23 protein-coding genes and 1 tRNA gene are annotated in these 23,933 nt (G+C 70.3%); 5 read left to right on the top strand and 19 right to left on the bottom strand.

The genetic code is table 11. From position 1 onward, the window contains the following. Positions 1–29 precede the first annotated feature (29 nt). Together G406_RS0128890 and G406_RS0128895 are read right to left on the bottom strand one after the other, a co-directional pair. Complete coding sequence (locus G406_RS0128890; RefSeq protein ID WP_028936473.1) at positions 30–845, bottom strand: family 1 encapsulin nanocompartment shell protein; 816 nt, start codon at positions 843–845, stop codon at positions 30–32. A gap of 2 nt (positions 846–847) precedes the next feature. Beyond that, on the bottom strand, positions 848–1,453 hold the full coding sequence (locus G406_RS0128895) for a hemerythrin domain-containing protein (protein ID WP_051342800.1): 606 nt from the start codon (positions 1,451–1,453) through the stop codon (positions 848–850). Between the two features lie 111 nt (positions 1,454–1,564). On the opposite strand from G406_RS0128895, the gene G406_RS50585 reads away from it, so the two are divergent. Both G406_RS50585 and G406_RS0128905 read left to right on the top strand, forming a co-directional pair. Beyond that, positions 1,565–1,933, top strand: coding sequence for a hypothetical protein (locus tag G406_RS50585; protein WP_051342801.1), 369 nt, complete (start codon positions 1,565–1,567; stop codon positions 1,931–1,933). Then, a complete protein-coding gene (locus G406_RS0128905) occupies positions 1,930–2,310 on the top strand; it encodes a VOC family protein (protein ID WP_028936475.1) in 381 nt (126 codons plus the stop codon). Before G406_RS50585 ends, G406_RS0128905 begins: the two co-directional genes overlap by 4 nt. Before the next feature lie 11 nt (positions 2,311–2,321). Here G406_RS0128905 and G406_RS56180 read toward each other — a convergent pair whose 3' ends face one another. Genes G406_RS56180 through G406_RS50590 form a run of 3 tightly spaced genes read right to left on the bottom strand, consistent with a single transcriptional unit; the run spans position 2,322 to position 4,196 of the window. Beyond that, on the bottom strand, positions 2,322–2,648 hold the full coding sequence (locus G406_RS56180; RefSeq protein WP_245607256.1) for a DUF305 domain-containing protein: 327 nt from the start codon (positions 2,646–2,648) through the stop codon (positions 2,322–2,324). Then, positions 2,645–2,851: a hypothetical protein gene (locus G406_RS59080; RefSeq protein WP_028936477.1), complete on the bottom strand. Its 207-nt coding sequence runs from the start codon at positions 2,849–2,851 to the stop codon at positions 2,645–2,647. Before G406_RS59080 ends, G406_RS56180 begins: the two co-directional genes overlap by 4 nt. Before the next feature lie 31 nt (positions 2,852–2,882). Then, positions 2,883–4,196 carry a fatty acid desaturase family protein gene (locus G406_RS50590; RefSeq protein WP_051342802.1) on the bottom strand — a complete coding sequence of 438 codons (1,314 nt, stop codon included), beginning with the start codon at positions 4,194–4,196 and terminating at the stop codon, positions 2,883–2,885. 171 nt (positions 4,197–4,367) lie between these two features. On the opposite strand from G406_RS50590, the gene G406_RS0128925 reads away from it, so the two are divergent. Then, positions 4,368–5,465 carry a ferredoxin reductase gene (locus G406_RS0128925; protein WP_028936478.1) on the top strand — a complete coding sequence of 366 codons (1,098 nt, stop codon included), beginning with the start codon at positions 4,368–4,370 and terminating at the stop codon, positions 5,463–5,465. An 85-nt stretch (positions 5,466–5,550) separates the two neighbouring features. Here the strand turns inward: G406_RS0128925 and nrfD are convergent, their stop codons facing one another. The 5 genes from nrfD to selA all read right to left on the bottom strand — a co-directional run bounded on the left by nrfD (position 5,551) and on the right by selA (position 13,958). After that, positions 5,551–6,504, bottom strand: a complete 954-nt coding sequence (gene nrfD, locus G406_RS0128930; protein WP_028936479.1) for an NrfD/PsrC family molybdoenzyme membrane anchor subunit — start codon at positions 6,502–6,504, stop codon at positions 5,551–5,553. Next, positions 6,501–7,409, bottom strand: a complete 909-nt coding sequence (locus tag G406_RS0128935; RefSeq protein ID WP_028936480.1) for a 4Fe-4S dicluster domain-containing protein — start codon at positions 7,407–7,409, stop codon at positions 6,501–6,503. The genes nrfD and G406_RS0128935 overlap by 4 nt, the downstream gene beginning before the upstream one ends. Positions 7,410–7,415: 6 nt before the next feature. Further along, the gene (fdh, locus tag G406_RS0128940; RefSeq protein WP_211241275.1) at positions 7,416–10,685 is read right to left on the bottom strand and encodes a formate dehydrogenase; all 3,270 of its coding nucleotides are present in this window, start codon (positions 10,683–10,685) and stop codon (positions 7,416–7,418) included. 112 nt (positions 10,686–10,797) lie between these two features. Beyond that, the gene (gene selB, locus G406_RS0128950; RefSeq protein ID WP_028936483.1) at positions 10,798–12,615 is read right to left on the bottom strand and encodes a selenocysteine-specific translation elongation factor; all 1,818 of its coding nucleotides are present in this window, start codon (positions 12,613–12,615) and stop codon (positions 10,798–10,800) included. A gap of 8 nt (positions 12,616–12,623) precedes the next feature. After that, positions 12,624–13,958, bottom strand: a complete 1,335-nt coding sequence (gene selA, locus G406_RS0128955) for an L-seryl-tRNA(Sec) selenium transferase (protein ID WP_028936484.1) — start codon at positions 13,956–13,958, stop codon at positions 12,624–12,626. A 74-nt stretch (positions 13,959–14,032) separates the two neighbouring features. On the opposite strand from selA, the gene selD reads away from it, so the two are divergent. Beyond that, positions 14,033–15,067: a selenide, water dikinase SelD gene (gene selD, locus G406_RS0128960; protein WP_028936485.1), complete on the top strand. Its 1,035-nt coding sequence runs from the start codon at positions 14,033–14,035 to the stop codon at positions 15,065–15,067. Positions 15,068–15,160: 93 nt separating this feature from the next. Here selD and G406_RS0128965 read toward each other — a convergent pair. From G406_RS0128965 to ligD (G406_RS0128975), 3 genes are all read right to left on the bottom strand, one after another. After that, a tRNA-Sec gene (locus G406_RS0128965) sits at positions 15,161–15,256 on the bottom strand. Positions 15,257–15,320: 64 nt separating this feature from the next. Continuing rightward, the gene (locus tag G406_RS0128970) at positions 15,321–16,415 is read right to left on the bottom strand and encodes a carboxylate-amine ligase (RefSeq protein ID WP_028936486.1); all 1,095 of its coding nucleotides are present in this window, start codon (positions 16,413–16,415) and stop codon (positions 15,321–15,323) included. Further along, the gene (ligD, locus tag G406_RS0128975; RefSeq protein ID WP_028936487.1) at positions 16,412–17,416 is read right to left on the bottom strand and encodes a non-homologous end-joining DNA ligase; all 1,005 of its coding nucleotides are present in this window, start codon (positions 17,414–17,416) and stop codon (positions 16,412–16,414) included. The genes G406_RS0128970 and ligD (G406_RS0128975) overlap by 4 nt, the downstream gene beginning before the upstream one ends. 81 nt (positions 17,417–17,497) lie before the next feature. Between ligD (G406_RS0128975) and G406_RS50595 the strand changes: the two genes are divergently transcribed. Then, complete coding sequence (locus tag G406_RS50595) at positions 17,498–18,700, top strand: NAD(P)/FAD-dependent oxidoreductase (protein ID WP_037079220.1); 1,203 nt, start codon at positions 17,498–17,500, stop codon at positions 18,698–18,700. 12 nt (positions 18,701–18,712) lie between these two features. Here G406_RS50595 and ku read toward each other — a convergent pair whose 3' ends face one another. The 6 genes from ku to G406_RS0129010 form a co-directional block, all read right to left on the bottom strand. After that, entirely contained in the window at positions 18,713–19,657 is a 945-nt protein-coding gene (gene ku, locus G406_RS0128985) for a non-homologous end joining protein Ku (protein ID WP_028936488.1), read from the bottom strand. A gap of 18 nt (positions 19,658–19,675) precedes the next feature. Continuing rightward, positions 19,676–20,086, bottom strand: coding sequence for a hypothetical protein (locus tag G406_RS0128990; RefSeq protein WP_028936489.1), 411 nt, complete (start codon positions 20,084–20,086; stop codon positions 19,676–19,678). A gap of 51 nt (positions 20,087–20,137) precedes the next feature. Next, on the bottom strand, positions 20,138–20,374 hold the full coding sequence (gene mbp1 / locus G406_RS0128995) for a microaggregate-binding protein 1 (protein ID WP_028936490.1): 237 nt from the start codon (positions 20,372–20,374) through the stop codon (positions 20,138–20,140). A gap of 127 nt (positions 20,375–20,501) precedes the next feature. After that, positions 20,502–21,386 carry a non-homologous end-joining DNA ligase gene (ligD, locus tag G406_RS0129000; RefSeq protein ID WP_028936491.1) on the bottom strand — a complete coding sequence of 295 codons (885 nt, stop codon included), beginning with the start codon at positions 21,384–21,386 and terminating at the stop codon, positions 20,502–20,504. Beyond that, positions 21,383–22,291, bottom strand: a complete 909-nt coding sequence (locus G406_RS50600; protein WP_084216432.1) for a SigB/SigF/SigG family RNA polymerase sigma factor — start codon at positions 22,289–22,291, stop codon at positions 21,383–21,385. Before G406_RS50600 ends, ligD (G406_RS0129000) begins: the two co-directional genes overlap by 4 nt. A 421-nt stretch (positions 22,292–22,712) precedes the next feature. Further along, positions 22,713–23,909 (bottom strand): alcohol dehydrogenase catalytic domain-containing protein, encoded by a 1,197-nt coding sequence (locus tag G406_RS0129010; protein WP_028936492.1) that lies wholly within the window; start codon positions 23,907–23,909, stop codon positions 22,713–22,715. Positions 23,910–23,933: the final 24 nt, after the last annotated feature.

The raw sequence follows: 23,933 nt of genomic DNA on the forward strand, positions 1-23,933 counted from the left end.
CGGTAGCCCGGTGCCGCCGCCGCACGGGGTCAACCGACCAGCGCGACGGCGGCGTCGGGTTCCGCCACCTGGAACGTGAAGCTCTCCTCCAGGTACAGATACACCTGCTGGCCGTCGTGGTGGCTGTAGCCGACGGACAGGTCCTGCCCCACGTTGAGGGTGAAGTCGTCCCCGCGCTGGCTCAGCACGACGGCACCGTCCAGACCGGGTGTCCACACGACCTTGCCGCCGAGAATCTTGGTGAGGTGATCCAGCAGCAGGTACCCGGAGCTCTCGGTGACCTCGATGATGCGGGTGTACGACTCGGGTCCGACGGCCAGCGCGTAGGGACCCTCGACTCCCGAAACCCGCAGCCGCTCGACCGCGCGGGCGACGACGCTCGGATAGTCGGCGGTGTCCGGGCCCAGCTTCGGCTGGGTCTCGGGCGCGGCCGAGATGATGCCGTCGATCCCGGCGGCCGGCCAGCCGTGGAACACGGCGCGGTTCTCCAGCTCCGCCGCGTCCTGGGCCGCGCGGTCGAGATCGTCGAACTCCGGGTCCGATGCGCCACGCTCGGCGTCGTCGATCTCGTCACGGCTGATCGTGAACGGCACCCGCACCTCTGCGAGGGGCCGGACCTGACGCAGGCGGGTGCGGACGCCGTCGCCGTGTCCCTCCTCGTGCGGGCCCTTCATGTCCTGCGTCCGGCCGAGGTTGATCGCCGAGTGCTCCCAGCCACTGGGCCCCGACCAGTCCACGACCCTGCGGGCGGCGAGCAGTGGGACGAGCCGTTCGCGTGCCTCGTCGTCGATCTGTGACCAGGCCTTGGCCGGGATGGGGGCGATGTCGCGGAGAAGATGATCCATGGTCAACGTCCTTTCAGACTTCCGATGCCCAATGAGGAGTCGCCGGTCGGGGGAGAGGGCAGCTCACCCTCGACGTAGCGCTCGGGGTCCTTGTCCGAGGTGTCGAGGTCCCGGGCGCCCTGGTGCCGGGCGGTGAACTCACGGAACCGGCGGCCGAGTGCCTCACGCAGGCCGGACGCGGCGTTGCGCCTGAAGTCCGCGAGGCCCTCGCGTTCCTCCTCGGCCATGTGCTCGTCGTTCGCCACCCTGGCCCGGCCGACCGCCTGCCACCAGGCGTCACTGCCGGTCGGTTGCCGGGCGGCGTCGTGCACGGCGTCGCGGATGTCGTTGTGGTCGCCGATCGCGTCCAGCGTCTCCTCCCGCGCGTCGTCGCCCTTGCGCAGCAGCTGCGGGTAGAAGATCTCCTCCTCGGCGATCGCATGGACGTCCAGCAGGTCCGCGAGCGGCTCCCAGACGCGGGCCAGGTCCGCCGCCGGTGCCGACTCGGCCGCCTGCAGCTCGTCCAGCAGCGCGAACTCGCGGCGGAACTGTTCGTGGTGGTCGAGGATGAGGCGGGTGATGTCGTCGGGACCCGCCGCGACGTCCCCGGTCGCGTGTGGCTCAGGCATACCGAGGGCTACCCAGATGCGCGGCGCCGGAATCCATCGTCGTTGACTCGCGTGATCGCGCGTGTGGTGGGTACTCGATCTCCGGAGAGCCGGAGAGGGAGGTTGACCCTGATGAACATGCGACGAGCCGCCGTCGTGTCCTCGGCGGCGGTACTCGGCATCCTGCTCACCGGGTGCGGCGGAAGCACGGCGCGAAGCGGTTCGGACCAGCCGGGAGTGGCTCTGCCGCCGGGCGCGGCACCCGGGCCGGCGGGCGCCGCCGCGAGAGTGTCGATCAGCGACACCTCGGAGCAGGACATGGCGGCGACGTTGCGGGCCAACGGTGTCGACGACGCGGCGGAGTGGGCCGACCTGATCGTCCAGAGCCGGCCGTACCCGCCAGGGGACGCGCGGCTCGGCAAGCTCAGGCAGGTCCTCACCGAGCACCAGGCCCCGCCGGACACCGTCGACAAGATCACCAATGCTCTGGAGCCCTCATGAGCAGCCGAGTACTGGCCGTGGCGCTCGACTGTCAGGACGTCGACCGGGTGGCCGCGTTCTGGTGCGGGGTGTTCTCCTCGACGGTCCTCGGGCGGTGGACCGACGCGCGCGGCAAGGAGTACGTCGAGCTGGGCATGGGTGAACCGGACGGCGGCCCGGTCATGGTCCTGCAGCCGACCGACGGGACGGGGCGGACCAAGAACCGGGTGCACCTCGACCTGGCGCCGGCGCAGCTGTCCCAGGCCGACGAGGTCGCGCGGCTCGTGGAGCTGGGAGCGACGGTCCTGGCGGACGAATCGGACATGCCGTGGGTCGTGCTGGCCGACCCGGAGGGAAACGAGTTCTGCGTGCTGCCGCCACCCGATCCCTCGGCCTGACCCGGACCGGGTCAGTGCGCTCGGATCGACTGCAGCTCGGTGATCTGGTGCTGCTCGGCGTTCACCACGTCACGCGCCACGGTCTTGAGCCGTGTGCTCTGTCCCGCGCTCAGCTCGTTGGTCGCCGGCGCGATCGTCCCCTGATGGTGGCGGATCATGACCTGGGCGAACCGGTCGTCGAACGCCGGGGCGGAGAGGTCGTCCACCTGCCGCGGTGACGCCACGCCGGGCGTGCTGCCGAACCGGCTGTCGCTCTGCCGAGGGTCGGGCACGGCGGCGTTCCACTCGCGCAACAGGTCGCTGACCGTGTCGATCCGGGCACGTTGCTGGTCGGCTATCGGTGCGGCGAAGTCTCGCCGGGCCGGCCGTCGGCCAGCGCGGCGATGTCGTTCTCCTGTGCCAGCCGCAGGATCACGTTCTGGGCGAACGCGATGTCGGTCTGGTCGTGCGCGTCGTGGACCGGTGCGCTCGCCGAGGGCGCGGGAGGTGGCGAGGTGTTTGTGCCGCAGCCACTCAGCCCGGCCGCGACGGCCATCGCCACCGCGAGTACGACTCCGGCCGGGATGCGACGGTCATGACCGCTCCTGTCCCGGTCGGTACGGGCCGGGCTTGGGTCGGACGGTACCTCCGGGGAACGCCAGCCGGGCGATCGTGCGGTGCACGGAACCGAGCTGGGCCGACAGCGGCCCGGTGTTGTACGGCAGGCTGTAGCGCCGGCAGATGTCCTTGACCCTGGGCGCGATCTCGGCGTACCGGCTGCTCGGCATGTCCGGGTACAGGTGGTGCTCGACCTGGTAGCCGAGGTTGCCGCTCATCACGTGGAAGAACGAGCTCCCGGTGATGTTGGCGGCACCGACGAGCTGGCGCGCGTACCAACCGCCGGACGTCTCGTTCTCGACCTCCTCCTCGCTGAACGTGTAGGTCTGGTCCGGGAAGTGCCCGCAGAAGATGATCGAGTGCGTCCACACGTTGCGGATGATGTTCGCGGTGACGTTGGCCCAGAACGTCGACACGAACCCGTCGCGGGCGGACCGCGGCATCGCGGACAGTCGTTGGGCGACAAGCGCGCGAAGCCCCGGCCGGCGTCTGCCGCGCAACCCCCGTCGTGCCGGACGACGATGCAGCAGCTGGTCGAGCGCGAGCGCGGCGGCCGCCGACACGGCGGGCCAGCCGAGGTAGTCCTTGACGATCTGGTCGCGCGCCTTGCCCGAGATTCCCTTCAGGTCGTGCCAGACGTCCTTCCACGGCTTCTCACCGGCGCGGATCGCCTCGATGTCCATGTCGTGCACCGCGACGCCCCACTCGAAGAACGCCATCAGCAGGAGGTTGTAGAACGGCTGCAGCAGGTAGCCGGGCCGCCACTCCTGGTGCGGGTCGATCCGCATGATCTCGTACCCGAGGTCCTTGTCCTTGCCTCGGATGTTCGTGAACGTGTGGTGGATGTAGTTGTGAGAGTGTTTCCAGGCCTCGGCCGTCGACGCGGTGTCCCAGTCCCAGGTCGAGGAGTGGATGTACGGGTCGTTCATCCAGTCCCACTGTCCGTGCAGGACGTTGTGGCCGATCTCCATGTTCTCCAGGATCTTCGCCGCGCCGAGACCGCACGTGCCGAGAACCCACAGCGGCTTGCTGCGTGAACCGACGAGCAGCGCCCTGCTGACGACCAGCAGCTGCCGGTGCATGCGAATGATCCCGGTGATGTAGCGGCGGTCGCGCTCCCCGAGGTCGGCGTAGACCTCTTCGTGGATCGCCGCGAACTCCCGGCCGAGTTCCTCGAGCTGGTCCGGCGTCAGATGCGCGAACGGACCGGGTAGGGACCGTGCCGGGGGAGATCCGGACGTCTGGTCGGGTCCGGGCGGGCGTGGTGGGCTGGTGGGTCGCGTCGACATCGCATCGTCCTCTCGCCGAATTCGGGATGTGCGTGCTCGGCCTGACTCGATACTCACGGTAACTGTGACCGCCGGTAACATCTCTCGCCCGGATCCATCTGTCAAATCGTGGCGAAGTGGGTATGCACCGGTTGGGCCAGTGCATCGACCGACGAAGGGACCGTGGTTGGCGTGACGGAAGTGGGTATGCGACCTGAGGTCTCGCCACTGCGGAGACGACTGCTCAGCGGTGTGCGCCTGTTGTTCACCCCGCTGCTGCCCGACGACTACGTCGAGCTCATCGACCCGCTGTGGTCCACCCGGGAGCTACGCGGACGGGTGGAACGCATCGAGCCGCAGGCGGACGACGCGGTCACCGTCCATGTGCGGCCCGGTTTCGACTGGGTCGGCCACCGCCCGGGTCAGTACGTCCGATTCGGGGTGGTCGTCGACGGGGTGCACCACTGGCGTGCCTACTCGTTGACCTCGGACCCGCACGCCTCGGACGGGCTCATCTCGATCACCCCGAAACTCGTGGACAGCGGCGTCGTCTCGCCCTACCTCGTGCGTACGCTGCGGGTCGGCTCCGTGGTACGGCTGGGCGAGGTCGAGGGCACGTTCACCCTGCCGGAGCGACCGGCCGGGCCGGTGCTGTTCCTCACGGCGGGCAGCGGCATCACCCCGGTCATGAGCATGCTGCGGCACCTGCGCACCGAGCACGCCATGGACGACGTCGTGCACATCCACTCCGCCCGCACCCGGGACCAGGTGATCTTCGGTGGCGACCTGGACGAGCTCGCCTTGACCGAGGACGGGCTGAGCGTGCATGTCTGGGAGTCGGCCGAACAGGGCCGGGTCACGCCGGAGGACATCGCGCGGCTGTGCCCGGACTGGCGTGACCGCGACACCTACGCCTCGGGCCCCGGTGAGCTGCTCGACGCACTGACCACGCACTGGGAGGAGCACGGCGATCCCGAGCGGCTTCACCTCGAGCGGTTCCAGCCGGTCGTGGGCGGGGAGAACGCGGGCGGTGAGGGCGGAACGATCCGCTTCCCCCGCAGGAACGTCGAAGCGGACTGCCCGCCGGGCACCCCCATGCTGGTGGCGGGCGAGGAGGCCGGCGTCGACATGCCGTTCGGCTGCCGGATGGGCGTCTGCCACACGTGTGTCGCGCGCCTGCGCGAGGGCACGGTCCGCGACCTGCGCACCGGCGAGGTGAGGCAGGCCCGCAACGAGATGATCAGAACCTGCATCCACGCCCCCGAGGGCCCCGTCGAACTCGACCTGTAACCGCTCCACCGCTGGCACGAATGTGGCTTTAGGGACGTTGAACGTCCCCAAAGCCACATTCGTGCCTCTGGGAGCGGGCGAACGGCTACGTGCGCTGCGGGAGGATCGTGTAGCGGGGGTCGTCAGCCGACTGTTGGCCGGCGTAGAAGATGCCGAAGCGGGTTGCCGCCGAGCCCGCGAGCAGGGCGACGCCGGCTATCGCTGACGCCGTCCGGCTGCGCCCGCCCGCGGCCGCGGCCAGCACTGCTCCCGTAGCGGTGAGCGTCCGCGCGGCCTTGGTGTAGCCGCCCGCTCTGCCCTGGTGCAGCGGTTCGGCCACCAGCCCCATGGTCGACTCCATGCGCGAGTGGACGGCCAGCTCGAACACGGCACCGGCGACCGCGAGACGCCGGGCGGGCCGCGCGGAGGCCACCGGGGCGCACAGCATGCCCATGCCACCGGCCGCCGCGGCAGCGCTGCCGACGAACACGAAGGGCAGCTCGTCACGGGCACTGTGCCAGGCGGGGGTCGCCGTGTCGGCCAGCAGCACCGCCGTGTACGAGGCGACGGCGGGACCCAGTACCGAGGCGATCAGACCCGCGCCGCGACCTACCGGCGGGAGGAGCCTGCCGACGACCCCGTCGGCGAGGCGGCGGGGGAGGAGAGCACCCGCTTCCGAGGCCGCGGCGAGCCCGGCGAGTGGTCCGTAGACGGTCAGAATCCACGTGCCGACGCTCATCGGTGAGGTCGCCTTGGCCACCCGCAGCATGTGGTGGAAACGGGACGGTTTGCCCAGGTCGTGCACGAGCGCGACGAAACTCGCCAGGATCGCGGCGAGCGCGGTGATCCGGCTCGGCCTGCGCAGCGCGGCATTGCCGGTGAGGTCCGCACCGGCGGCGAGCAGCGACGACGCGCCCGCTAGACCGCCGAGGAAGAGGTACGCGGGAATGTCGGCCTGCCACGGGGAGGCCTTGACGATCGGGCGACCGTAATAGGAACGGAACTCGACGTCGGGCACCATCGCCGGCTCACGACGCCCCGTGCGTCTCGGTGTGGTCATCGGCGTCGCTCCCCGGTGAAGGTCGCCGCCGCACCGGCGAGCAGGGCCAGCGCGGCGTACGCGGCGTGACGCCACATCTTCGGCAGGCGGGCCGTCGGTACCACCGGGTCCGGAGGCAGGCCGTAGACCTCCGGCTCGTCGAGGAGCAGGAAGAACGCGCCGGCGCCGCCCACCCCGTCGTCCGGATCGTGACCGTAGAGCCGCGCGTCGGTCACCCCGGCCGCGTGCAGGACGTCCACCCGCTTGCCTGCCCGGTCACGCAGCTCGTCCAGGTCGCCGAACTGGATCGACTTCGTGGGACAGGCCTTCGCACACGCCGGTTCGAGATCACCCTTGAGCCGGTCGTAACAGAGGGTGCACTTCTGCGCGATGTCGATCGCGGGGTCGCCGGGCGGGCCGGTCCGGCGCTCGATGACGCCGAACGGGCACGCGGGCACGCAGTAGCCGCAGCCGTTGCAGATGTCGTTCTGCACGACGACGGTGCCGAACTCGGTCCGGAACAACGCACCCGTCGGGCACACGTCCAGGCAGCCTGCGTGCGTGCAGTGTTTGCATACGTCCGATTCCATCAGCCAGCGGAACGGCTCACGCTGTTCGGCGGACCCGGTGGCTCCGGGAAGGGTGGCCACGGGCATGCCGAGGTCCACCGGCGCGGGTGTCTCGCGCCCGGCGGGTTGTTCGATGAATGCGACGTGGCGCCAGGTGGAGGCGCCGAGCCCCACACTGTTGTCGTAGGAGTGTCCGGTCAGCTCGAGCCCGTCCTCCGGGACCGCGTTCCACTCCTTGCAGGCGACCTCGCAGGCCTTGCAGCCGATGCAGATGCTGGTGTCGGTGAAGAATCCCTTGCGCGCCGGTGGCTTCGGATGGCCGGCGTCCGCCGCGGGGTTCGCCCGGTGATCGGACATGACGGATCAGGCCTCCGTTCCGGTGGAGTCGGTGATACCGGCGCGGTGACGGTACTCCGCCATGAACGTCAACAGCTCGGGACCACGCGGGCGTCGGCCGGGACGGATGTCGCAGCTCGCGGCCTTGGCCTCCTGGATGTGCACGTTCGGGTCCAGCGCGATCGACACCAGCTCGTTCGCCGCGTCGCCGACGCTGAGCCCGTTCGGTCCCCAGTGATACGGCAGCCCGATCTGGTGCAGGGTCCGCCCCGTGATGCGCAGCGGCGTCATCCGGTCGGTCACCAGCACTCGGGCCTCGATGGCCGTGCGTGCCGACACGACCGTCGCCCAACCGAGGTGTTCGAGGCCGCGATGCTCGGCCAGCTCCGGACTGACCTCGCAGAAGAACTCCGGTTGCAGCTCGCTCAGGTAGCTCAGGAAGCGACTCATGCCGCCCGCGGTGTGATGCTCGGTCAACCGGTACGTGGTGAACACGAACGGGAAGACCCCGCTGCCCGGATGCCGACCGGACGGGCTGTAGAGGTTGTTCTTCCTCGGGTACAGCTCGCGGCCCGGGTTTGCCTGTCTGCCGTACAGCGGATTCTCGAACGGCGACTCGGTCGGTTCGTAGTGGGTGGGCAGCGGCCCGTCGGTGAGACCGGCGGGCGCGTACAGCCAGGCCTTGCCGTCGCCCTGCATGATGAACGGGTCGGTGCCGGCGAGCGCGTCCTGCGCTTTCGCGTCGTCCGGCGGGACGTAGTCCGGGCGCTTCGTGGCCTCGAAGTCGGGCACGTCGTGACCGGTCCAGCTGCCCTCGTCCTCGTCCCACCAGACGTAGGCCTTGCGTTCGCTCCACGGCTTGCCGTCCGGGTCGGCCGACGCCCGGTTGTAGAGGATGCGCCGGTTCGCCGGCCACGCCCAACCCCACTCCGGCGCGACCCAGCTCTGTTCACCGCCGGGCTTGCGCCGCGCGCTCTGGTTGACGCCGTCCGCGTAGACGCCGGCGTAGATCCAGCATCCGCACGCGGTGCTGCCGTCGGCGGCGAGCTTCGTGTACCCGGGCAACGGGTCGCCCTCGGCGTCCCAGCCGTTGATCTCAGCGAGCACCGCTTCCGCGCTGGGTTCGTCCAGCACGCCCTCGGTCGGATAGTCCCAGGTCAGCTCCAGCAGCGGCCGGTCGCGCTCATCGGTCGAGCCCGCGAGCTTCTCTCGGATGATCCGGCCGAGGTGGTAGTAGAACCACAGCTCGCTGCGGGCGTCGCCGGCCGGTTCGACCGCCTGGTGGTGCCATTGCAGCATCCGCTGCGTGTTGGTGAAGCTGCCGCTCTTCTCGGTGTGCGCGGCCGCCGGCATGAAGAACACCTCGGTGCCGATGTCCTCGGTGCGCATCTCACCGGTCTCGATCTCCGGGCCGTCCTTCCACCACGTGGCGCTCTCGATCATCACCAGGTCACGCACGACCAGCCAGTCCAGGTTCGCCATGCCCAGGCGCTGCATCCTGGCGTTCGCCGAGCCGACGGCCGGGTTCTCGCCGACCAGGAAGTACCCGCCGCCGCCCTCGTCGATCTGGCGCATCACGGTGTTGTAGGTGCCGTGGTTGCCGGTCAGCCTCGGCAGGTAGTCGAAGCAGAAATCGTTGTCCTCGGTCGCGTGTTCGCCCCACCACGCCTTCAGCAGGCTGACCGTGTAGGCGTCCATGTTGCCCCAGAAGCCCTTGTTGCCCGCGTCGGAGGCGAGGAACTCGTCGAGTGACTGGTGCTGGTGGGCGTGCGGCATCGGGATGTAGCCGGGCAGCGTGTCGAACAGCGTCGGGATGTCGGTGGAGCCCTGGATGCTGGCATGCCCGCGCAAGGCGAGGATGCCCCCGCCCGGGCGGCCGATGTTGCCGAGCAGGGTCTGCAGGATCGACGCGGACCGGATGTACTGCGCGCCGACCGTGTGGTGCGTCCAGCCGACCGCGTAGATGATCGCCGAGGTCCGGTCGCGACCGGAGTTGCCGGTCAAGGCGTCGGCGACCTGGTGGAACACCTCCTCGGGGATTCCGCAGAGATCCTCCACGACCGAGGGGGTGTAGCGCGCGAAGTGCCGCTTGAGCGTCTGGAAGACGCAGCGCGGATGTTGCAGCGTGGGGTCCACACTCGGCGTGCCCTCGTCGAGGGTCGGTCCGCCGCTGCCGTGCGAGCTTCCTTGCGCGCTCTCCTTCACCTCCGCCGGTTCCGAGCCGTCGCGCGGGTCTTCCCCACCGGGCCGGGTGTCCCGGTCGCCCGCCGCGGGGGACTGGGTGACGCCTTCGTACTGCCAGCTCGACGTGTCGTAGGTGCCGGTCTCGGGGTCGAAGCCGGAGAACAGGCCGTCGAGGTCCTCGGTGTCGCGGAAGTCCTCGCGCAGGATCGTGCCGGCGTTGGTGTAGGCGACCACGTACTCGCGGAAGTACTTCTCCTCGGTCAGGACGTGGTTGATCAGGGCGCCGAGGAACGCGATGTCGGAACCGGCTCGGATCGGGACGTGCAGGTCGGACACCGCGCTGGTTCTGGTGAACCTCGGGTCGACGTGGATGATCGTCGCGCCGCGCGCCTTGGCCTCCATGACCCACTGGAACCCGACCGGATGGCATTCCGCCATGTTCGAGCCCTGGATCACGATGCAGTCGGAGTTGACCAGGTCCTGCTGGAACGTCGTGGCGCCGCCGCGACCGAAGGAGGTTCCCAGACCGGGAACCGTGGCGCTGTGTCAAATACGGGCCTGGTTCTCGATCTGGATCGCGCCCAGCGCCGTGTAGAGCTTCTTCATGAGGTAGTTCTCCTCGTTGTCGAGGGTCGCACCTCCCAAGCTCGCCAAACCCATGGCACGGCGGGTCCGCTTTCCGTCGAGCTCCCACTCCCAACTCTTCTCGCGTGACGCGATGATCCGGTCCGCGATCATGTCCATCGCGGTGTCCAGGTCGAGCTCTTCCCAGTCGGTCCCGTGCGGACGCCGGTACTTGATCCGGTACTCGCGTCCGGGGCCGGTGACCAGCTGCTTGCTGGCGGAGCCTTTCGGGCACAGCCGACCGCGCGACACCGGGCTGTCCGGATCACCCTCGATCTGGGTGATCACACCGTCCGCGACGTAGACCTGCTGACCGCAGCCCACCGCGCAGAACGGACAGATGCTCTTGACGACCTTGTCGGCCGCCTGGGTGCGTGGGGTCAGCTCCAGGTAGCGGCGGCTCTGCGCGGCCGCGCCCCGGCCGAGCCGGTCGGCGCCGCGCAGCTGACGCACCACCGGCCAGCTGCTCATCGCCTCCCGCCAGCCCATGCGCACATCCTTCCCTGCTGCGCGCACGATCAAACAAGGGGGGAGACACCGCGAGGAGGGGGTTCTCTCAGGATGAGTCGCGGATTCCGTCAGATCGAAGGAGAACCTCGACTCACCCTGACGAGAATCCCAATTCGCGGGAGGTGAGCCGGTGGTTGCCGTCGGGGGTTCTGGCGGTGTGGCCCTGTGCGTTGAGCCGCTCCAGCAGCGGTACCGCGACGCGACGGCTGGTCCGCAGCGCCACGCGGGCCTCGCTGAGGGTGAAGTCGCGGTCGCCGAACTCGGCGAGTACCCGCACCGCGGCGTCCTCAGCGCCCGGTAGCAGGACGATCCCGTCCGCGATCCTGATCAGCTCACCTGCTCTGACCAGGGCGGCGAGCTCTGCGGTGCCCAGGCCGAGGCCGGCCAGCCGACCGGCGTCCGGAGCGGCGAAGGGGTTGTCGGAGAGGTCGGCGTGCAGCGTGTCCCGTGCCCGGCGCAGTGGCCCGGGCAGCTCGTCCGATGCCGCATCGACGCGGTGGACCCGGCCGTCGTGCGCGGCCAGCCGTGCCGAGGCGGGCGCGATCGTCAGCACCGCGTCGACCAGCCGAGGGTGCGGGAGCGCGAGCAGGTGCTGGGCGGCGGCCAGGGGGACGCCGGGATCGAGCGGGTGCGCCGCGTCGTGCTCCGTGACGACCTCGACGAGCTGCTCGGCCAGCTCCGCGGCCCGTTGTGGATCCAGCAGCCATCCGCCGCCCTCGGGCACCGCGTCGGCTGGGGTACCGCCGCCCATCGCGGCGAGTTCGGTGCGGTGGACCACGGTCCTTCTCCGTAGCTCGCCGCTCGGGTCCTCGGCTCCGGTGAAGCCGGCCAGCGCTGCCGCTCGCCGGGCAGCGGATCCTCGCCGCCTCAGTGGCGCTGGGCGTACGTCCAGCACGGTCAGGCCCGAGGCGATGCGTTGGCGGCCGGGGTCGCGCAGTAGCGCGCGGTCCCCGATGCGTAGCGGCAGCGCGGTGCGCAGGGTCAGCCGGGCATGGTCGCGGCCCAGCGGCCGGACCCTGGCCGGGACGGCGGCCGCGCCGACGTGCAGGCTCAGCTGCTCCGGCAGGTCCGAGGCGTCGACGGCACCGCGTACCCCGTGCAGCCGCACGTCCAGTTCGGTACTGGTCAGCCAGCGACCCGGCGTGACGAGCACATCTCCCCGCCGGACCGACTCCCGCGACAGCCCGCGCAGGTTGACCGCGACCCTGGCGACACCGGTCGCCGCTCCGACGGGCTCGCCGAGGCTCTGCAGTCCACGCACGGTGACCGTCCGCCCGTCCGGTTCGAGGATCAGCTCGTCTCCGAGCGACACCACACCGGCCGGGAGCGTCCCGGTGACCACGGTGCCCGCTCCCTGGATCGTGAACGCCCGGTCCACCCACAGCCGGACGTCCGTGTCGGGGTCGGGAGCCGGCAGCCCTGCCGCGAGTTCCGCCAGCGCGGCACGCAGATCGTCCAGCCCCGCGCCGGTGGTCCCGGACACGCAGACCGAGGGCAGCTCGCCCATCGGGCTCGCCGCCAGGGTGCACCGGGCCTCGTCGAGCGCCGGCTCCGGGTCGAAGAGGTCGCTGCGGGTGACGACGAGAATCCCGTGGCGCGTGCCCAGCGCGCTGAGCGCGTCCAGGTGCTCGGTCGACTGCGGCATCCAACCCTCGTCGGCCGCGACCACGAACATCACAGCGGGCACCGGTCCGACGCCGGCGAGCATGGTCGAGACGAACCTCTCGTGCCCCGGCACGTCGACGAAGGCCACCGTGCCACCGGCCAGCTCGGTCCAGGCGAACCCCAGGTCGATCGTCATACCCCGGCGGCGTTCCTCGGCCCATCGATCGGGCTCCATCCCGGTCAGGGCTCTGACCAGCGTGGACTTTCCGTGATCGACGTGACCGGCGGTGGCGATGACCTGCATGCGACCGTCTACCCGCGCGCCGCCGCGAGGACCGAGGCGAACAGTGCCTCGTCGGAGGCCTCGGGCAGCGCGCGCAGGTCCAGCAGACAGCGGCCGTTCTCGAGCCTGCCCAGCACCGATGGGCGTCCGGTACGCAGCGCCGGGGCGAATGCGGGCGGCAACGCGACGGCCGCGCTCGGCAGCACGACGCCGGGGGCGCCGCCACCACCGACGGTGGCCTCCGAGGGGACGTGCGCGGCGTGGACGCCCTCCGCGCGGAGCCTCGCGGCCAGCCCCTCGGCACGCCGGCTCAGCTCGGCCGGTGGGGCGTGCAGCGCCAGCGCCGTCGGTGTGGGCGGACCGAGCAGTGTCGCCTCCATCGCGGCCAGGGTCAGCTTGTCGACCCGCAGTGCACGCGCCAGCGGGTGCCGCCGGAGCTGGTTGACCAGGTCGGCGCCCGCACCGGGGGAGCCCAGCAGCAGACCGGCCTGCGGCCCGCCGAGCAGCTTGTCGCCGGATGCGGTGACCAGGGTCGCGCCCTCGCCCAGCACGGTCGTGGCGTCCGGCTCGTCGGGCAGCACCGGTTCCCGGCGCAGCAACCCCGAGCCGATGTCGACCACCAGCGGCGCCCCGAGTGCGCTGAGCTCGGACACCGATACCGACGAGGTGAACCCGGTGATCCGGAAGTTGGACGGATGCACCTTCAGCACGAACCCGGTGTCGGGACCCAGAGCAGTCGCGTAGTCCGCGAGGTGCACCCGGTTCGTCGTCCCCACCTCGCGCAGCCGTGCGCCGGTGGCGGCGAGCAGCTCGGGGATGCGAAAGCCGTCGCCGATCTCGACCAGCTCACCCCGGGCGATGACGATCTCCGGGGTGCGGGTCGCCGGGCCGGCGAGTGCGGTGGCGACCAACGCGAGCGCGGCGGCGCCGTTGTTCACCATGTGCACGGCGCCCGCGGTGGGTACCGCCTCAGCGAGTGCGTCCAGAGCGCCCCGCCCCCGCCGTCCCCGGTCGCCGGTCGCCCGGTCCAGCTCGACGTCGCAGGTCCCGGCCGCGACGCCCAGCGCCGCGACGGCCGCGTCGGACAGGACCGCGCGCCCCAGGTTGGTGTGCAGCAGGACACCGGTGGCGTTGAGTACCGGGGTGAGGCTCTCGGCCGCGGTCACGGGTAGCTCGGACAGCACCGTGCCGAGGATGCGATCGGGTGGCAGCTCACCGTCGCGCGCTCGCTGCTGGACCTCGGCCACCACCCGCCGCACCAGCGCACGACCCAGCCGGTCCTGTGGCTTTGCCAGCGCCGGTTCGGCCAGGAGCGCGTCGGTCCTGGGGATCAGCCGGCGTGGGTCGGTCGACGACGCGGTCACCCGGGCAACGATAGTTGTCGGGCGAACGGCCGCTCGGCCTGCCCGGAGTCGCCGAGCGGATTAGCCTCGGCGCCATGACGGCCTCTCCAGCGACCAGACGGCTCAGCGAGTTCAGCCACGGTGGTGGGTGCGCGTGCAAGCTGGCACCCGGACTGCTGGCCGAGGTACTGGCGGCGTTCACCCCGCCGACCCACCCGGATCTGCTGGTCGGCACCGAGACCGGCGACGACGCGGCGGTGTGGCGCCTCGACGCCGATCGTGCCCTGGTCGCGACGACGGACTTCTTCACCCCGCTGGTGGACGACGCGCGCACCTGGGGCCGGATCGCCGCGGCGAACGCGGTGTCCGACGTCTACGCGATGGGCGGCAGGCCCCTGTTCGCGCTCAACCTCGTGGCCTGGCCGTCGACCGAGCTGCCGATGGAGCTGCTCGGCGAGGTGCTCGCCGGCGGTGCCGAGATCGGACAGGAATGCGGTTTCGCCGTTGTCGGCGGCCACAGCGTGGACGATCCGGAGCCGAAGTACGGGCTGGCCGTGGTGGGCGAGGTGCACCCGGACCGCATCCTCACCAACGCGGGCCTGCGAGACGGTGACGTACTGGTGCTGACCAAGGCGCTGGGTACCGGGATCGTCACCAGTGCGATCAAGAGCGGGGCCGCACCCGACGACGTGGCCGAGGCGGCGATCGCCTCGATGACCGCCAACAACGCGGCGGCCTGTGCGGCCGCGCTCACCGCCGGTGCGACCGGGGCGACGGACGTGACCGGTTTCGGGCTGCTCGGACATCTGCGGAAGATGACCGAGGCCTCGTCGGTCGACGTCGAGCTCGACGTCGACGCGGTCCCACTGCTGCCCGGCGTGCGCGCACTCGCGGAGAGCGGGGTGCTGCCCGGCGGCACCCGCCGCAACCGCGACTGGGTCGCCGAGCGGGTCGACGCGGGGTCCCGTGCCGAGTTCGACGTGCTGCTGCTGGCCGACGCACAGACCTCCGGGGGGCTGTTGTTCGGAGCGGAACCGGAAGCGGCGGCCGCCGCGGTCCGCGAGCTGGGGCCGCCCGCCGCCGTCATCGGCCGGGTACGCACCGGGAGCGGGCGCATCACACTCAGGTGAACGGCGACACCGCGCACCTCACGGCCACGCCGCGCGGTGTGCACGGTGCGCGGTGTGACGTCGAGGTGCGCGGTGTCGCCGGCGGTGAGGGGCTGGCGGAGGCGGACGGGAATCGAACCCGCCTGACCGAGGTACTCGGCCACGTCGGTTTTGAAGACCGCGGGGGCCACCAGGCGCCCTGACGCCTCCTCGGCGAACGCTACCCGGGTGGTCTCCCACGTCCCCCCTCGGGCGGGTGCGGGCCTCCGAGTCGTCAGCCGCCGTTCATCGTCACCTTGGCCGCCTGCGTGAGCATCTCCGAGAGGTCTCCGGTGCGGGTGTAGGCGTCGCGTTGCCACCGCGCGCCGTTGCCCCGCCGCAGCACTTGTTCGACCAGCTCGCGCGTGACCTCGTAGTCGCCGTACTGTTCCAGCGACTCGCGCACGTGGTCCACCAGGCCGTACACGACGGCTTCGGCCTTGGCCGGACGGAGAGTGGCCGGATCGACGAGCTCGGCGTCCAGCCCGGACCGCCCGGCCCGCCACGCGGCGAGTTTCAGCAGCTCCGAACGGATCGGCGGCGCCTCCCGGCCAGCGGCCCAGTCCCGCGCCGCCGTGTCCACGAGGCCCCGGGCGAGCGAACCGAGCAGGACCGCGTCGTCGGCGTACAGGCAGACGTCGGCCACCCGGATCTCCACCGTCGGGTAGTTCTCGGACACCCGGGCGTCGAAGTAGACCATCCCCGAGTCGAGCACCGTTCCGGACTCGACCATCGCCTCCACGGTGTCGCGGTACGCGCGCGCCGAGCCGAACAGGTCGGTGACCCCGGAGCACGGCCAGCGGGACCAGACCTGGGAGCGGTAGCTGGAGTACTCGGAGTCCTTGCCGCCCCAGAAGGGGGAGTTCGCGGACAGCGCCAGCAGTGGGGCGAGCCATCCCCTGATGCGGTCGAGGACCGCCACGGCCTCGTCCTCGGACTCCACGGCGACGTGCACGTGGCAGCCACAGGTCAGCTGGTCGGACACCGTCATGCCGAAACGCTCGGCCACCCGCCGGTAACGCGGCGACGGGGTCACCTCGGCCTCGAACTCCGCCGCCGGGCCGCCGACCGCCGCGATCTCGACGCCACCCGCCGACGCCATCTGACGGGTGTGCGCGCGGGCTCCGCGAAGCTCACGGCCCAGTTCTTCCAGCGTCCGGCACGGGGAGGTCGCGGTCTCGATCTGCTGCTGCTGCAGCTCCAGCTCGACCTCACCGCCGGGGCTGTGCTCGTCACGGGCGAGCAGGGCCGCCGCGACCGCTCGGGGCCTGCCGCTGTCCGGGTCGACGAGAAGGAACTCCTCCTCGACGCCCACCGTGCGCCCGGTCATCGACCCACCTGCTCACGTACGACCTCGGTCGGTGCCTTGTCCTCGCGTAACCCCAGATACCGGGGATGACGGAGCCGGTGGTCACGGGTCCACTCGGTGAACCCGACCTGCGCGACGAGCTCGGGGCGCAGCCAGTGGGCGCCCCGTTCACGCACCGGGTCCGCGAACGGGCTGTGCTGCGTGCCCAACTCGTCGAACCGCCGGCGCAGAGCGATCAGGGTGCGGTCGTCGAAGCCGGTGCCGACCTTGCCCGCGTACCGCAACGAGTCGGACTCGTAGTAGCCGACGAGCAGCGCGCCGAACCCGCTGCGCGTCCCGGTGGGGTCGGTGTAACCGGCGATGACCAGCTCCTGTTCGTGCACACACTTGAACTTCAACCAGGTGTCGCTGCGCCGGCCGGCCCGGTACGGCGCGTCCGCCCGCTTGGCGATCAGGCCTTCCCACCCCGCCTCGCAGGCGTCACGCAGGTACTTCTCGCCGTCGGTGTTGCGGTGCGCGCTGTAGCGCAGCGGATCGGTGAAGTCGACGGCGTCGCGCAGGAGAACCTTGCGGTCGCGCAACGGCAGGCGTGTCACATCCTGCCCGTCGAGCACGAGCACGTCGAACAGGTACAGGAAGACCGGCACCCCGACCGCCTCGGCCCGGACCGGGTCGCTGATGCCGAGACGTGCCTGCAAGGTGGCGAAACTGGTCTGGGAGCCGTCGAACGCGACGATCTCACCGTCGGCGACCAGCCCGGGGCGGGACTGTCCCCGCAGCGCCCTGGTGAGCTCAGGATAGGTCGTGGTCATGGGCTTCTCGTTGCGGGAGAACAGCTCTACGCCCTTCTCGGAGCGCACGACGAGGGCGCGCACACCGTCCAGCTTGCGTTCGTACACCCAGTTCTCGTCGGAGAAGTAGCGGTCGGTGAGCGTGGCCGTCATCGGTGTGACGAACTCAGCTCGGCCCGGGCGCACCAGCGCACGGTGTTCGTCGCGCGGGTCCGCGCGCTGGGTACTCATGCCGGCTGATTACCCACCGCAGCCGCCGTTGAACGGGTGAATCGGCGGGAATCAATGGCGCGACGATGGGTAGACGTGGTCATGGCATCTCCCGACCCGGCCCTTTCTTCACACGCTGACCTGCTGATCGTCGGCGGTGGCCCCGCCGCGCGGTCGTGCGCGACCGCGTACCGGGAGCACGGTGGCGCCGGGGCGGTGGTCCTGGTGTCCGGCGACACTGCGTTGCCGTACTTCCGTCCGGCGCTGTCCAAGGAGTACCTGCGCGGGGAGAGCGAAGAGGACGAGATCGCCCTCTCGACGGCGAAGGCCTATCGCGAACAGGACATCGCGGTCCGGCTGGGCAGCACGGTGCGCACACTGGATGTGAGCGGCCGGTCCGCGACGCTGGCCGACGGGACGTCCCTCACCTACGGGGACTGCGTTCTGGCCACCGGCGCGGCGCCCGCCGCACTGCCGGTGCCCGGCGCGGACGACCCGAGGGTCAGGTACCTGAGGTCGGTGGACAGCGCACGCGAGTTGCGGGCCGACGTCGAGAAGGCCCGCACCGCGGTCGTGGTCGGCTCGGGGTTCATCGGCTGCGAGGCAGCCGTCTCGATCGCCCGGCGTGGTGTGCGGGTGACGATGATCAGCCAGGAGGAACTTCCCCAGCAGGCTCGGCTCGGTGCCGCGGCGGGTGCGCGGATCGCGGGCTGGCTGAGTGCCGAGGGCGTCCAGCTGGTCGGCGGTGCGGAGGTCGGGTCGATCGAGGACGCACGCGAGGTCCGAGCCGACGGCGCCGACCCGGTCAGCGCGGACCTGGTACTCGTCGCGGCCGGGGTACGTCCGTGCTCGACCCTGGCCGAGTCGGCCGGTGTCCGGCTGGAGCACGACCGCGTCGTCGTCGACGATCGGATGCGCAGCGGCGTCGCGGGGCTGTTCGCGGCGGGGGACGTCGCCTACGCCCACAACGCGGCGGCCGGGCGCCACCTGATGGTCGAACACTGGGGAGAGGCGGAGGCGATGGGAGCGGTTGCCGGCGCGAATGCCGCGGGCGGTGACGAACAGTGGGCGCAGGCTCCGGGATTCTGGTCGATGATCGGCGACCACACGGTCAAACACGTGGCCTGGGGCGACGGCTACGACGAGGCACGGATGATCGGACACCGCGACGGCGCTTTCACCGTGTGGTACATCGCGGACGGCATCATCGTCGGAGTGCTCACCCACAACGCCGACGAGGACTACGAGCGCGGCCGAGAACTCGTCGAGCAGGGCAGCCGGGTGACCGGTGCGATGGCACCCTGAGCAGGTTCGCGGTCAGGAGGCCCGCTTCTGCCGGTCGGCCCGTCTGATCGCATCGACGAGCTCGTCGCGGGTCATCCGCGACCGGCCGCTGATGTCGAGGTCACGCGCCAGATCGGTGAGCTCCGCCTTCGTCGCATCGTCGAGGTCGGGCCGGCCGTTGCCGCCCTGCCCGCGCGAGCCGCCGGAGGCGCTGATGCTGCGTTCGAGGGCGCTGACCAGGTCCGACATGTCCGTGGGCTCGGGCGGCTCGGACTCGGTCACGGTCTCCCGGCCCTTGCGCTTGTCCTCGATGAGCTCGGCGACCCGGTCGCGGTAGCTGTCGTCGTACTGTTCCGGTTTCCACGGCCCGCTCATGGACTCGATGAGCTGCGTGGCCATGTCGAGCTCTTTGCCCTTCGCCGTGCCGGTCTTCGGCAGGTTCTCCACCGTCTTCGCCGGGTCACGGACCTCATCGGCGAAGTGCAGGGTGTGCAGCGCCAGGACGTCGCCGTCGGCGCGGATGGCGGCGAGGTACTGCTTGCCGCGCATGACCAGGGTCCCGATGCCCGCCCGGTTGGTCCGGGTCATCGCTTCGAGCAGCAGCGCGTACGGACGGGCGTGCTGCTCGGCTGTGGGTCCAAGCCAGTAGGCCTTGTTGAAGTAGAGCGGGTCGATCTCGTCGAGGTTCACGAAGTCGGTGATCTCGAGGCCGTGGGACTGACCCGGCGCGATCGAGCGCAGCTCCTCCGGCTCGATGATCACGTGCTCGCCGTCACCGACATCCGCGCCCTTGACGATGTCGTTGTAGTCGACCTCGTCGCCGGTGCGTTCGTTGACCCTCAGGTTGCGAACCCGGTCGGAGGTGTCGCGCTCGAACTGGTGGAATCCGATGGTGTGGTTCTCGGTCGCGCTGAACAACCCGACGGGTATGGACACTAGTCCGAAGCTGATCGAGCCGGTCCATATGGCTCGTGCCATCGCTGCCGACCTCCGGTCCTAGATCGTCTGTTGGCCGCGCTCGGGCGCGGGTGGATGACCGGACGCGTGGGCGTCGGCGATATGACCTTCGGCGATCTCGGTGTTGGTCTGCTGGTCGCGGAGACGGGACAGAGCACTCATCGCCACGATGTGACCGATCGCGGTCATGATCAGCAGCACCCCGACCCGTCGCAGGATCGATGGCAGACCGGCGTCGGGAAGGAACCCGACCGAGGCGACCAGTGCGACCAAGCCGAACATCACCAGGTGGAACAGCATGGTCACCAACGCCGCGACCTGACGGGCCCGACGTGGATCGTGGTACGCCTCGGCCAGGTAGTCCGGGCTCAACCGCCACAGCAGGTGCCCGTTGACGAGCACGATCACGGCGCCGATGATCAGCACCAGAAGAAACGGGCCCTCGTTCACGATCGTGCTCCCTCCCGAGCGAGCGGGCCGGGTTCGCGGCCCTGGGGTGTCCTACTGTTCAGCGCGCTGGCGGGCCTCGTCCGCGGCGGCCTTCGCGCGTGCCTTCTCCGCCTCGGCTTCCTTGATCGCCACCTCGCGCTGGGACTCGGCCTTGTCCTGCTGCGCCTTGCCCTCACGCTTGAGCGAGTCGTTGCCGGTCAACGTGCCGGTCGCTTCCTTGGCCTTGCCCTTGACGTCCTCGACCGCGCCCTTGAGACCGGACTTGGGTCCGCTGTCCTTCTCGACCATGTCACCGCACCTTTCGGATCGTGCAGAACGGTCCGCGCACCGATCGGGCGCGGTTGCTGAGGGACTGCCCACAATGATCGGTCTTCACACCTGAACCGCGACTGATGACGCGAAGGTATGGACCTCTCTAGCTGCTCAGACGCCGCAGGGCGGAGGCGACCGATCCCGCATGGTCGGCGATGTCGGACCACGGGTCGGGCTTCTGAGCCAGACGCCGCCGGACGGCAAGTAGGTCGTAGTGGTCGGGTTCGACCTTGGACAGCTCGTCCCACTCCAGCGGCGTCGCCACCGGGGCTCCGGCACGGGCTCTGGGGGAGTAGGGCGCGACGGCGGTCTGGCCGTAGGCGTTGCGGCCGGTGTCGAGGAAGAGACGGTCGCCCCGCTTGGCCATCCGCTGCTCGGTGGTGAGCTCGTCCGGTGAGTCCTCGGCCATCTTCTCCGCGATCGCTCTGGCCAGTTCGCGGGCCTGCTGGAACGTCGCCTCCCGGTCGAGAGGCGCGACCACGTGGTAGCCGCTGCTCCCGGTCGCCATCAGGTACGGCGTGAGTCCGAGGGTGTCGAACAGCTCGGCGGCCGCGCGGGCGGTCCGGCGCAGCACCGCGAGCGTGACGTGCTCGGACGGGTCCAGATCCAGCACCAGGAGGTCCGGGTTGTCGATCCGGTCGGCGCGCGAGAGCCAACGGTGCAGCTCCAGGCAGGCCTGGTTGGCGAGGAAGCGCAGCGTGCCGGCTTCATCGACGACCAGGTGCCGCACCGCACCGCGACGGTTGTCGGCCGCGACGCTCACGGTCTCGACGTCGTCGGGAGTGTTCCGGGGTGCCTGCTGTTGCACGAAACCCGCGCCGTCCACACCGTCGGGATAGCGGCGCACCACCAGCGGGCGCTGCCTCAGGTGTCCGACCATGACCGGGGCGACGATTTCGAAGTACTCGGCGAGCTCGGCCTTCGTGACCCCGGGGTCGGCGAACAGCACCTTGTCCGGGCGCGACAGCTCGTCGGCCGCCCTGGTCACCGCTGTGCCTCGGCCTCGGCGACCGCTTCGCGCAGATGGGCGAGCGTCTTGGCGAGCAAACGCGAGACGTGCATCTGCGAGATGCCGATGTGCTCGGCGATCTGCGTCTGGGTCATCTCGTCGAAGAAGCGCATGGCCAGGATGGTGCGCTCACGTGCCGGAAGCGCGGAGAGGTGTGGAGCGAGGGAATGGGCCTCGGTGAACCGTTCGAATCGTGCGTCGGTGTCGCCGAGCAGGTCCCCGAGCGACGCCGAGTCGGTGCTCGAGGACAGCAGCTCGTCGAGTGAGTCGGCGCGGTAGGACTGTGCCACCTGCAGCGCATCCAGCACCTCATTGGTGCTCAGGTTGAGCCGGGTGGCGATCTCACTGGGCCGAGGTGCGCGCTGCAGCTCGTGGGACAGCTCGCTGACGGCCTTGTTGACCGAGAGGTGCAGCTCCTGGAGCCTGCGAGGCACTCGCATCGACCAGGTCTTGTCACGGAAGTGGCGGCGGACCTCGCCGGTGATCGTGGGGATGGCGTAGCCGAGGAAGTTGTGGCCGCGACCCGGTTCGAACCGGTCGACCGCGTTCACCAGCGCCAGGCTGGCGATCTGGGTGAGATCCTCGATCGGCTCACCCCGGTGGGCGTAGCGCTGCGCGATGTGGCGCGCCACGGGCAGATACCCGGTGACCACCTGTTCACGCAGGTCGGCGCGAGCCGGGTCCTCGGATGACATCGTCGCGTAGGTGTGCAGCAACGGTTCGAGGTGCTGGTACTCGGCGTCACCGGCGGCGAAGGGCTCGACGTCGGAGGAGGTGGGGTCCGGCTTCGTGACCTGGGGGGCTTCGGGCCGCGGGCGGAGCAGCGGCGAGGAGGGTGCGGATCGGCGGACGTTGGCTCTGTCCAGTATTCGGGTGGGGCTCATGTCAGATGGCACCTGCGGTGCGGATGACATGCGGGTACAGCTCGAGCACAGCAACCTCCAGAGCATCACGGGCGGCTCGTGGATCGCAAGGTACGAAGCTCGCCGCGGAAGAGTGGTTCACGACCCGCGGCCGGCCATCACCCGCGCGGATCAGGTACGTCCGGGTCGGGCTGGCGCTCGCCTGGGACCGGAGGTACCGGCGGCTGTGGTTTCAACCGTTGTGCTTGCACCGAGAAATACCCGCTGCTGTGCAAGCAAAACATCGGGTGCTGAGAAAGCGCTGATCAGGCCGCCGTCCCGAAAGCCCTCAAGCATGATCAGCACGGTGTGGTGGCCGAATCCGCGCGGAAAATCAGCCACCACACCGTGCTGATCATGAAAGTCGCGCGGCGGGTGGTAGCCAGGGCGTCCCGCGCCTCGGTTATGCGGTGTCCGGGCGGAGAAGCGTCTTGATCATGCCGTCCTCCTTGTTCTGGAACGTGGAGTACGCCTGCGGCGCCATGTCCAGCGGCAGATGGTGGGTGGCGAATCCCAGGGTTCCGAGTGGGTCGCCGCCATTGGTGAGCAGCGGCAGGATGTCGGGCACCCAGCGGTGCACGTTCGCCTGTCCCATCCTGAGCTGAATCTGCTTGTCGAACATGGTCAGCAGCGGCATGGGCGACGCCGACCCGCCGTAGACGCCGCTGAGTGAGATGGTGCCGCCCCGCCGGACCAGTTCGATGGCCGTGTGGACGGCGGCGAGCCGATCCGTGCCCGCGGTCGTCATCAGCTTCTGGGCGATGGCGTCGGGCAGCAGCGCGGTCATCTGGTGGGCGAGTTTCCCGATCGGCGATCCGTGGGCCTCCATGCCGACCGCGTCGATGACGGAGTCCGGGCCTCGCCCTCCGGTCAGGCCCCGGACGATGTCGGCAAGGTCCTTGCCGTGGGCGTTGAGGTCGATCGTGGCTACACCGTGGTCCTGGGCGCGGCGCAGACGCTCGGGTACCAGGTCGACGCCGATGACGGTGTCGATCCCCCGGTGCTGGGCCACGCGGGTCGCCATGTCGCCGATCGGGCCCAGCCCGAGGACGAGCAGGCTGCCTCCCGGTGGGGTGTCGGCGTAGGCGACGGCCTGCCACGCGGTGGGCAGGACATCGGAGAGATAGACGAACTGGTCGTCCGGCGGGCCGTCCGGGACCTTGATCGGGAGTGTGTTCCCGAACGGCACGCGCAGGTACTCGGCCTGGCCGCCGGGGACCTGTCCGTACAGTTTCGTGTACCCGAACAGCGCGGCCCCGCTGCCCTGCGCGTGGACCTGGGTCGTCTCGCACTGTGAGTGCAGACCCTGCCCGCACATGAAGCACGTGCCGCAGGACACGTTGAACGGCACGACGACCCGGTCACCGACCGTGAGCTCGGTGACCTCGGGCCCGGTCTCGACCACGACGCCCATCGGCTCGTGGCCGAGGATGTCGCCCTCGTCGAGGAACGGTCCGAGCACCTCGTAGAGGTGCAGGTCGGAGCCACAGATTCCGCTGGAGGTGATGCGCACGATCACATCGGTGGCGTCTTCGATCTTGGGGTCGGGCACGGTGTCCACGCGAACGTCGCGCTGTCCGTGCCAGGTCACAGCCTTCATATCGAAGGCCTACCCACGTCCGCG

Source organism: Actinospineispora spinosispora DSM 44797, assembly GCF_000429025.1.
GTDB lineage: Bacteria > Actinomycetota > Actinomycetes > Mycobacteriales > Pseudonocardiaceae > Pseudonocardia > Pseudonocardia spinosispora.

Coding starts and splice junctions, on each gene's coding strand:
- G406_RS0128890 (WP_028936473.1), bottom strand. CDS start 845: ATGGATCATCTTCTCCGCGACATCGCCCCCATCCCGGCCAAGGCCTGG.
- G406_RS0128895 (WP_051342800.1), bottom strand. CDS start 1,453: ATGCCTGAGCCACACGCGACCGGGGACGTCGCGGCGGGTCCCGACGAC.
- G406_RS50585 (WP_051342801.1), top strand. CDS start 1,565: ATGAACATGCGACGAGCCGCCGTCGTGTCCTCGGCGGCGGTACTCGGC.
- G406_RS0128905 (WP_028936475.1), top strand. CDS start 1,930: ATGAGCAGCCGAGTACTGGCCGTGGCGCTCGACTGTCAGGACGTCGAC.
- G406_RS50590 (WP_051342802.1), bottom strand. CDS start 4,196: ATGTCGACGCGACCCACCAGCCCACCACGCCCGCCCGGACCCGACCAG.
- nrfD (WP_028936479.1), bottom strand. CDS start 6,504: ATGACCACACCGAGACGCACGGGGCGTCGTGAGCCGGCGATGGTGCCC.
- G406_RS0128935 (WP_028936480.1), bottom strand. CDS start 7,409: ATGTCCGATCACCGGGCGAACCCCGCGGCGGACGCCGGCCATCCGAAG.
- selB (WP_028936483.1), bottom strand. CDS start 12,615: ATGCAGGTCATCGCCACCGCCGGTCACGTCGATCACGGAAAGTCCACG.
- selD (WP_028936485.1), top strand. CDS start 14,033: ATGACGGCCTCTCCAGCGACCAGACGGCTCAGCGAGTTCAGCCACGGT.
- G406_RS0128970 (WP_028936486.1), bottom strand. CDS start 16,415: ATGACCGGGCGCACGGTGGGCGTCGAGGAGGAGTTCCTTCTCGTCGAC.
- ligD (WP_028936487.1), bottom strand. CDS start 17,416: ATGAGTACCCAGCGCGCGGACCCGCGCGACGAACACCGTGCGCTGGTG.
- G406_RS50595 (WP_037079220.1), top strand. CDS start 17,498: ATGGCATCTCCCGACCCGGCCCTTTCTTCACACGCTGACCTGCTGATC.
- ku (WP_028936488.1), bottom strand. CDS start 19,657: ATGGCACGAGCCATATGGACCGGCTCGATCAGCTTCGGACTAGTGTCC.
- mbp1 (WP_028936490.1), bottom strand. CDS start 20,374: ATGGTCGAGAAGGACAGCGGACCCAAGTCCGGTCTCAAGGGCGCGGTC.
- G406_RS50600 (WP_084216432.1), bottom strand. CDS start 22,291: ATGAGCCCCACCCGAATACTGGACAGAGCCAACGTCCGCCGATCCGCA.
- G406_RS0129010 (WP_028936492.1), bottom strand. CDS start 23,909: ATGAAGGCTGTGACCTGGCACGGACAGCGCGACGTTCGCGTGGACACC.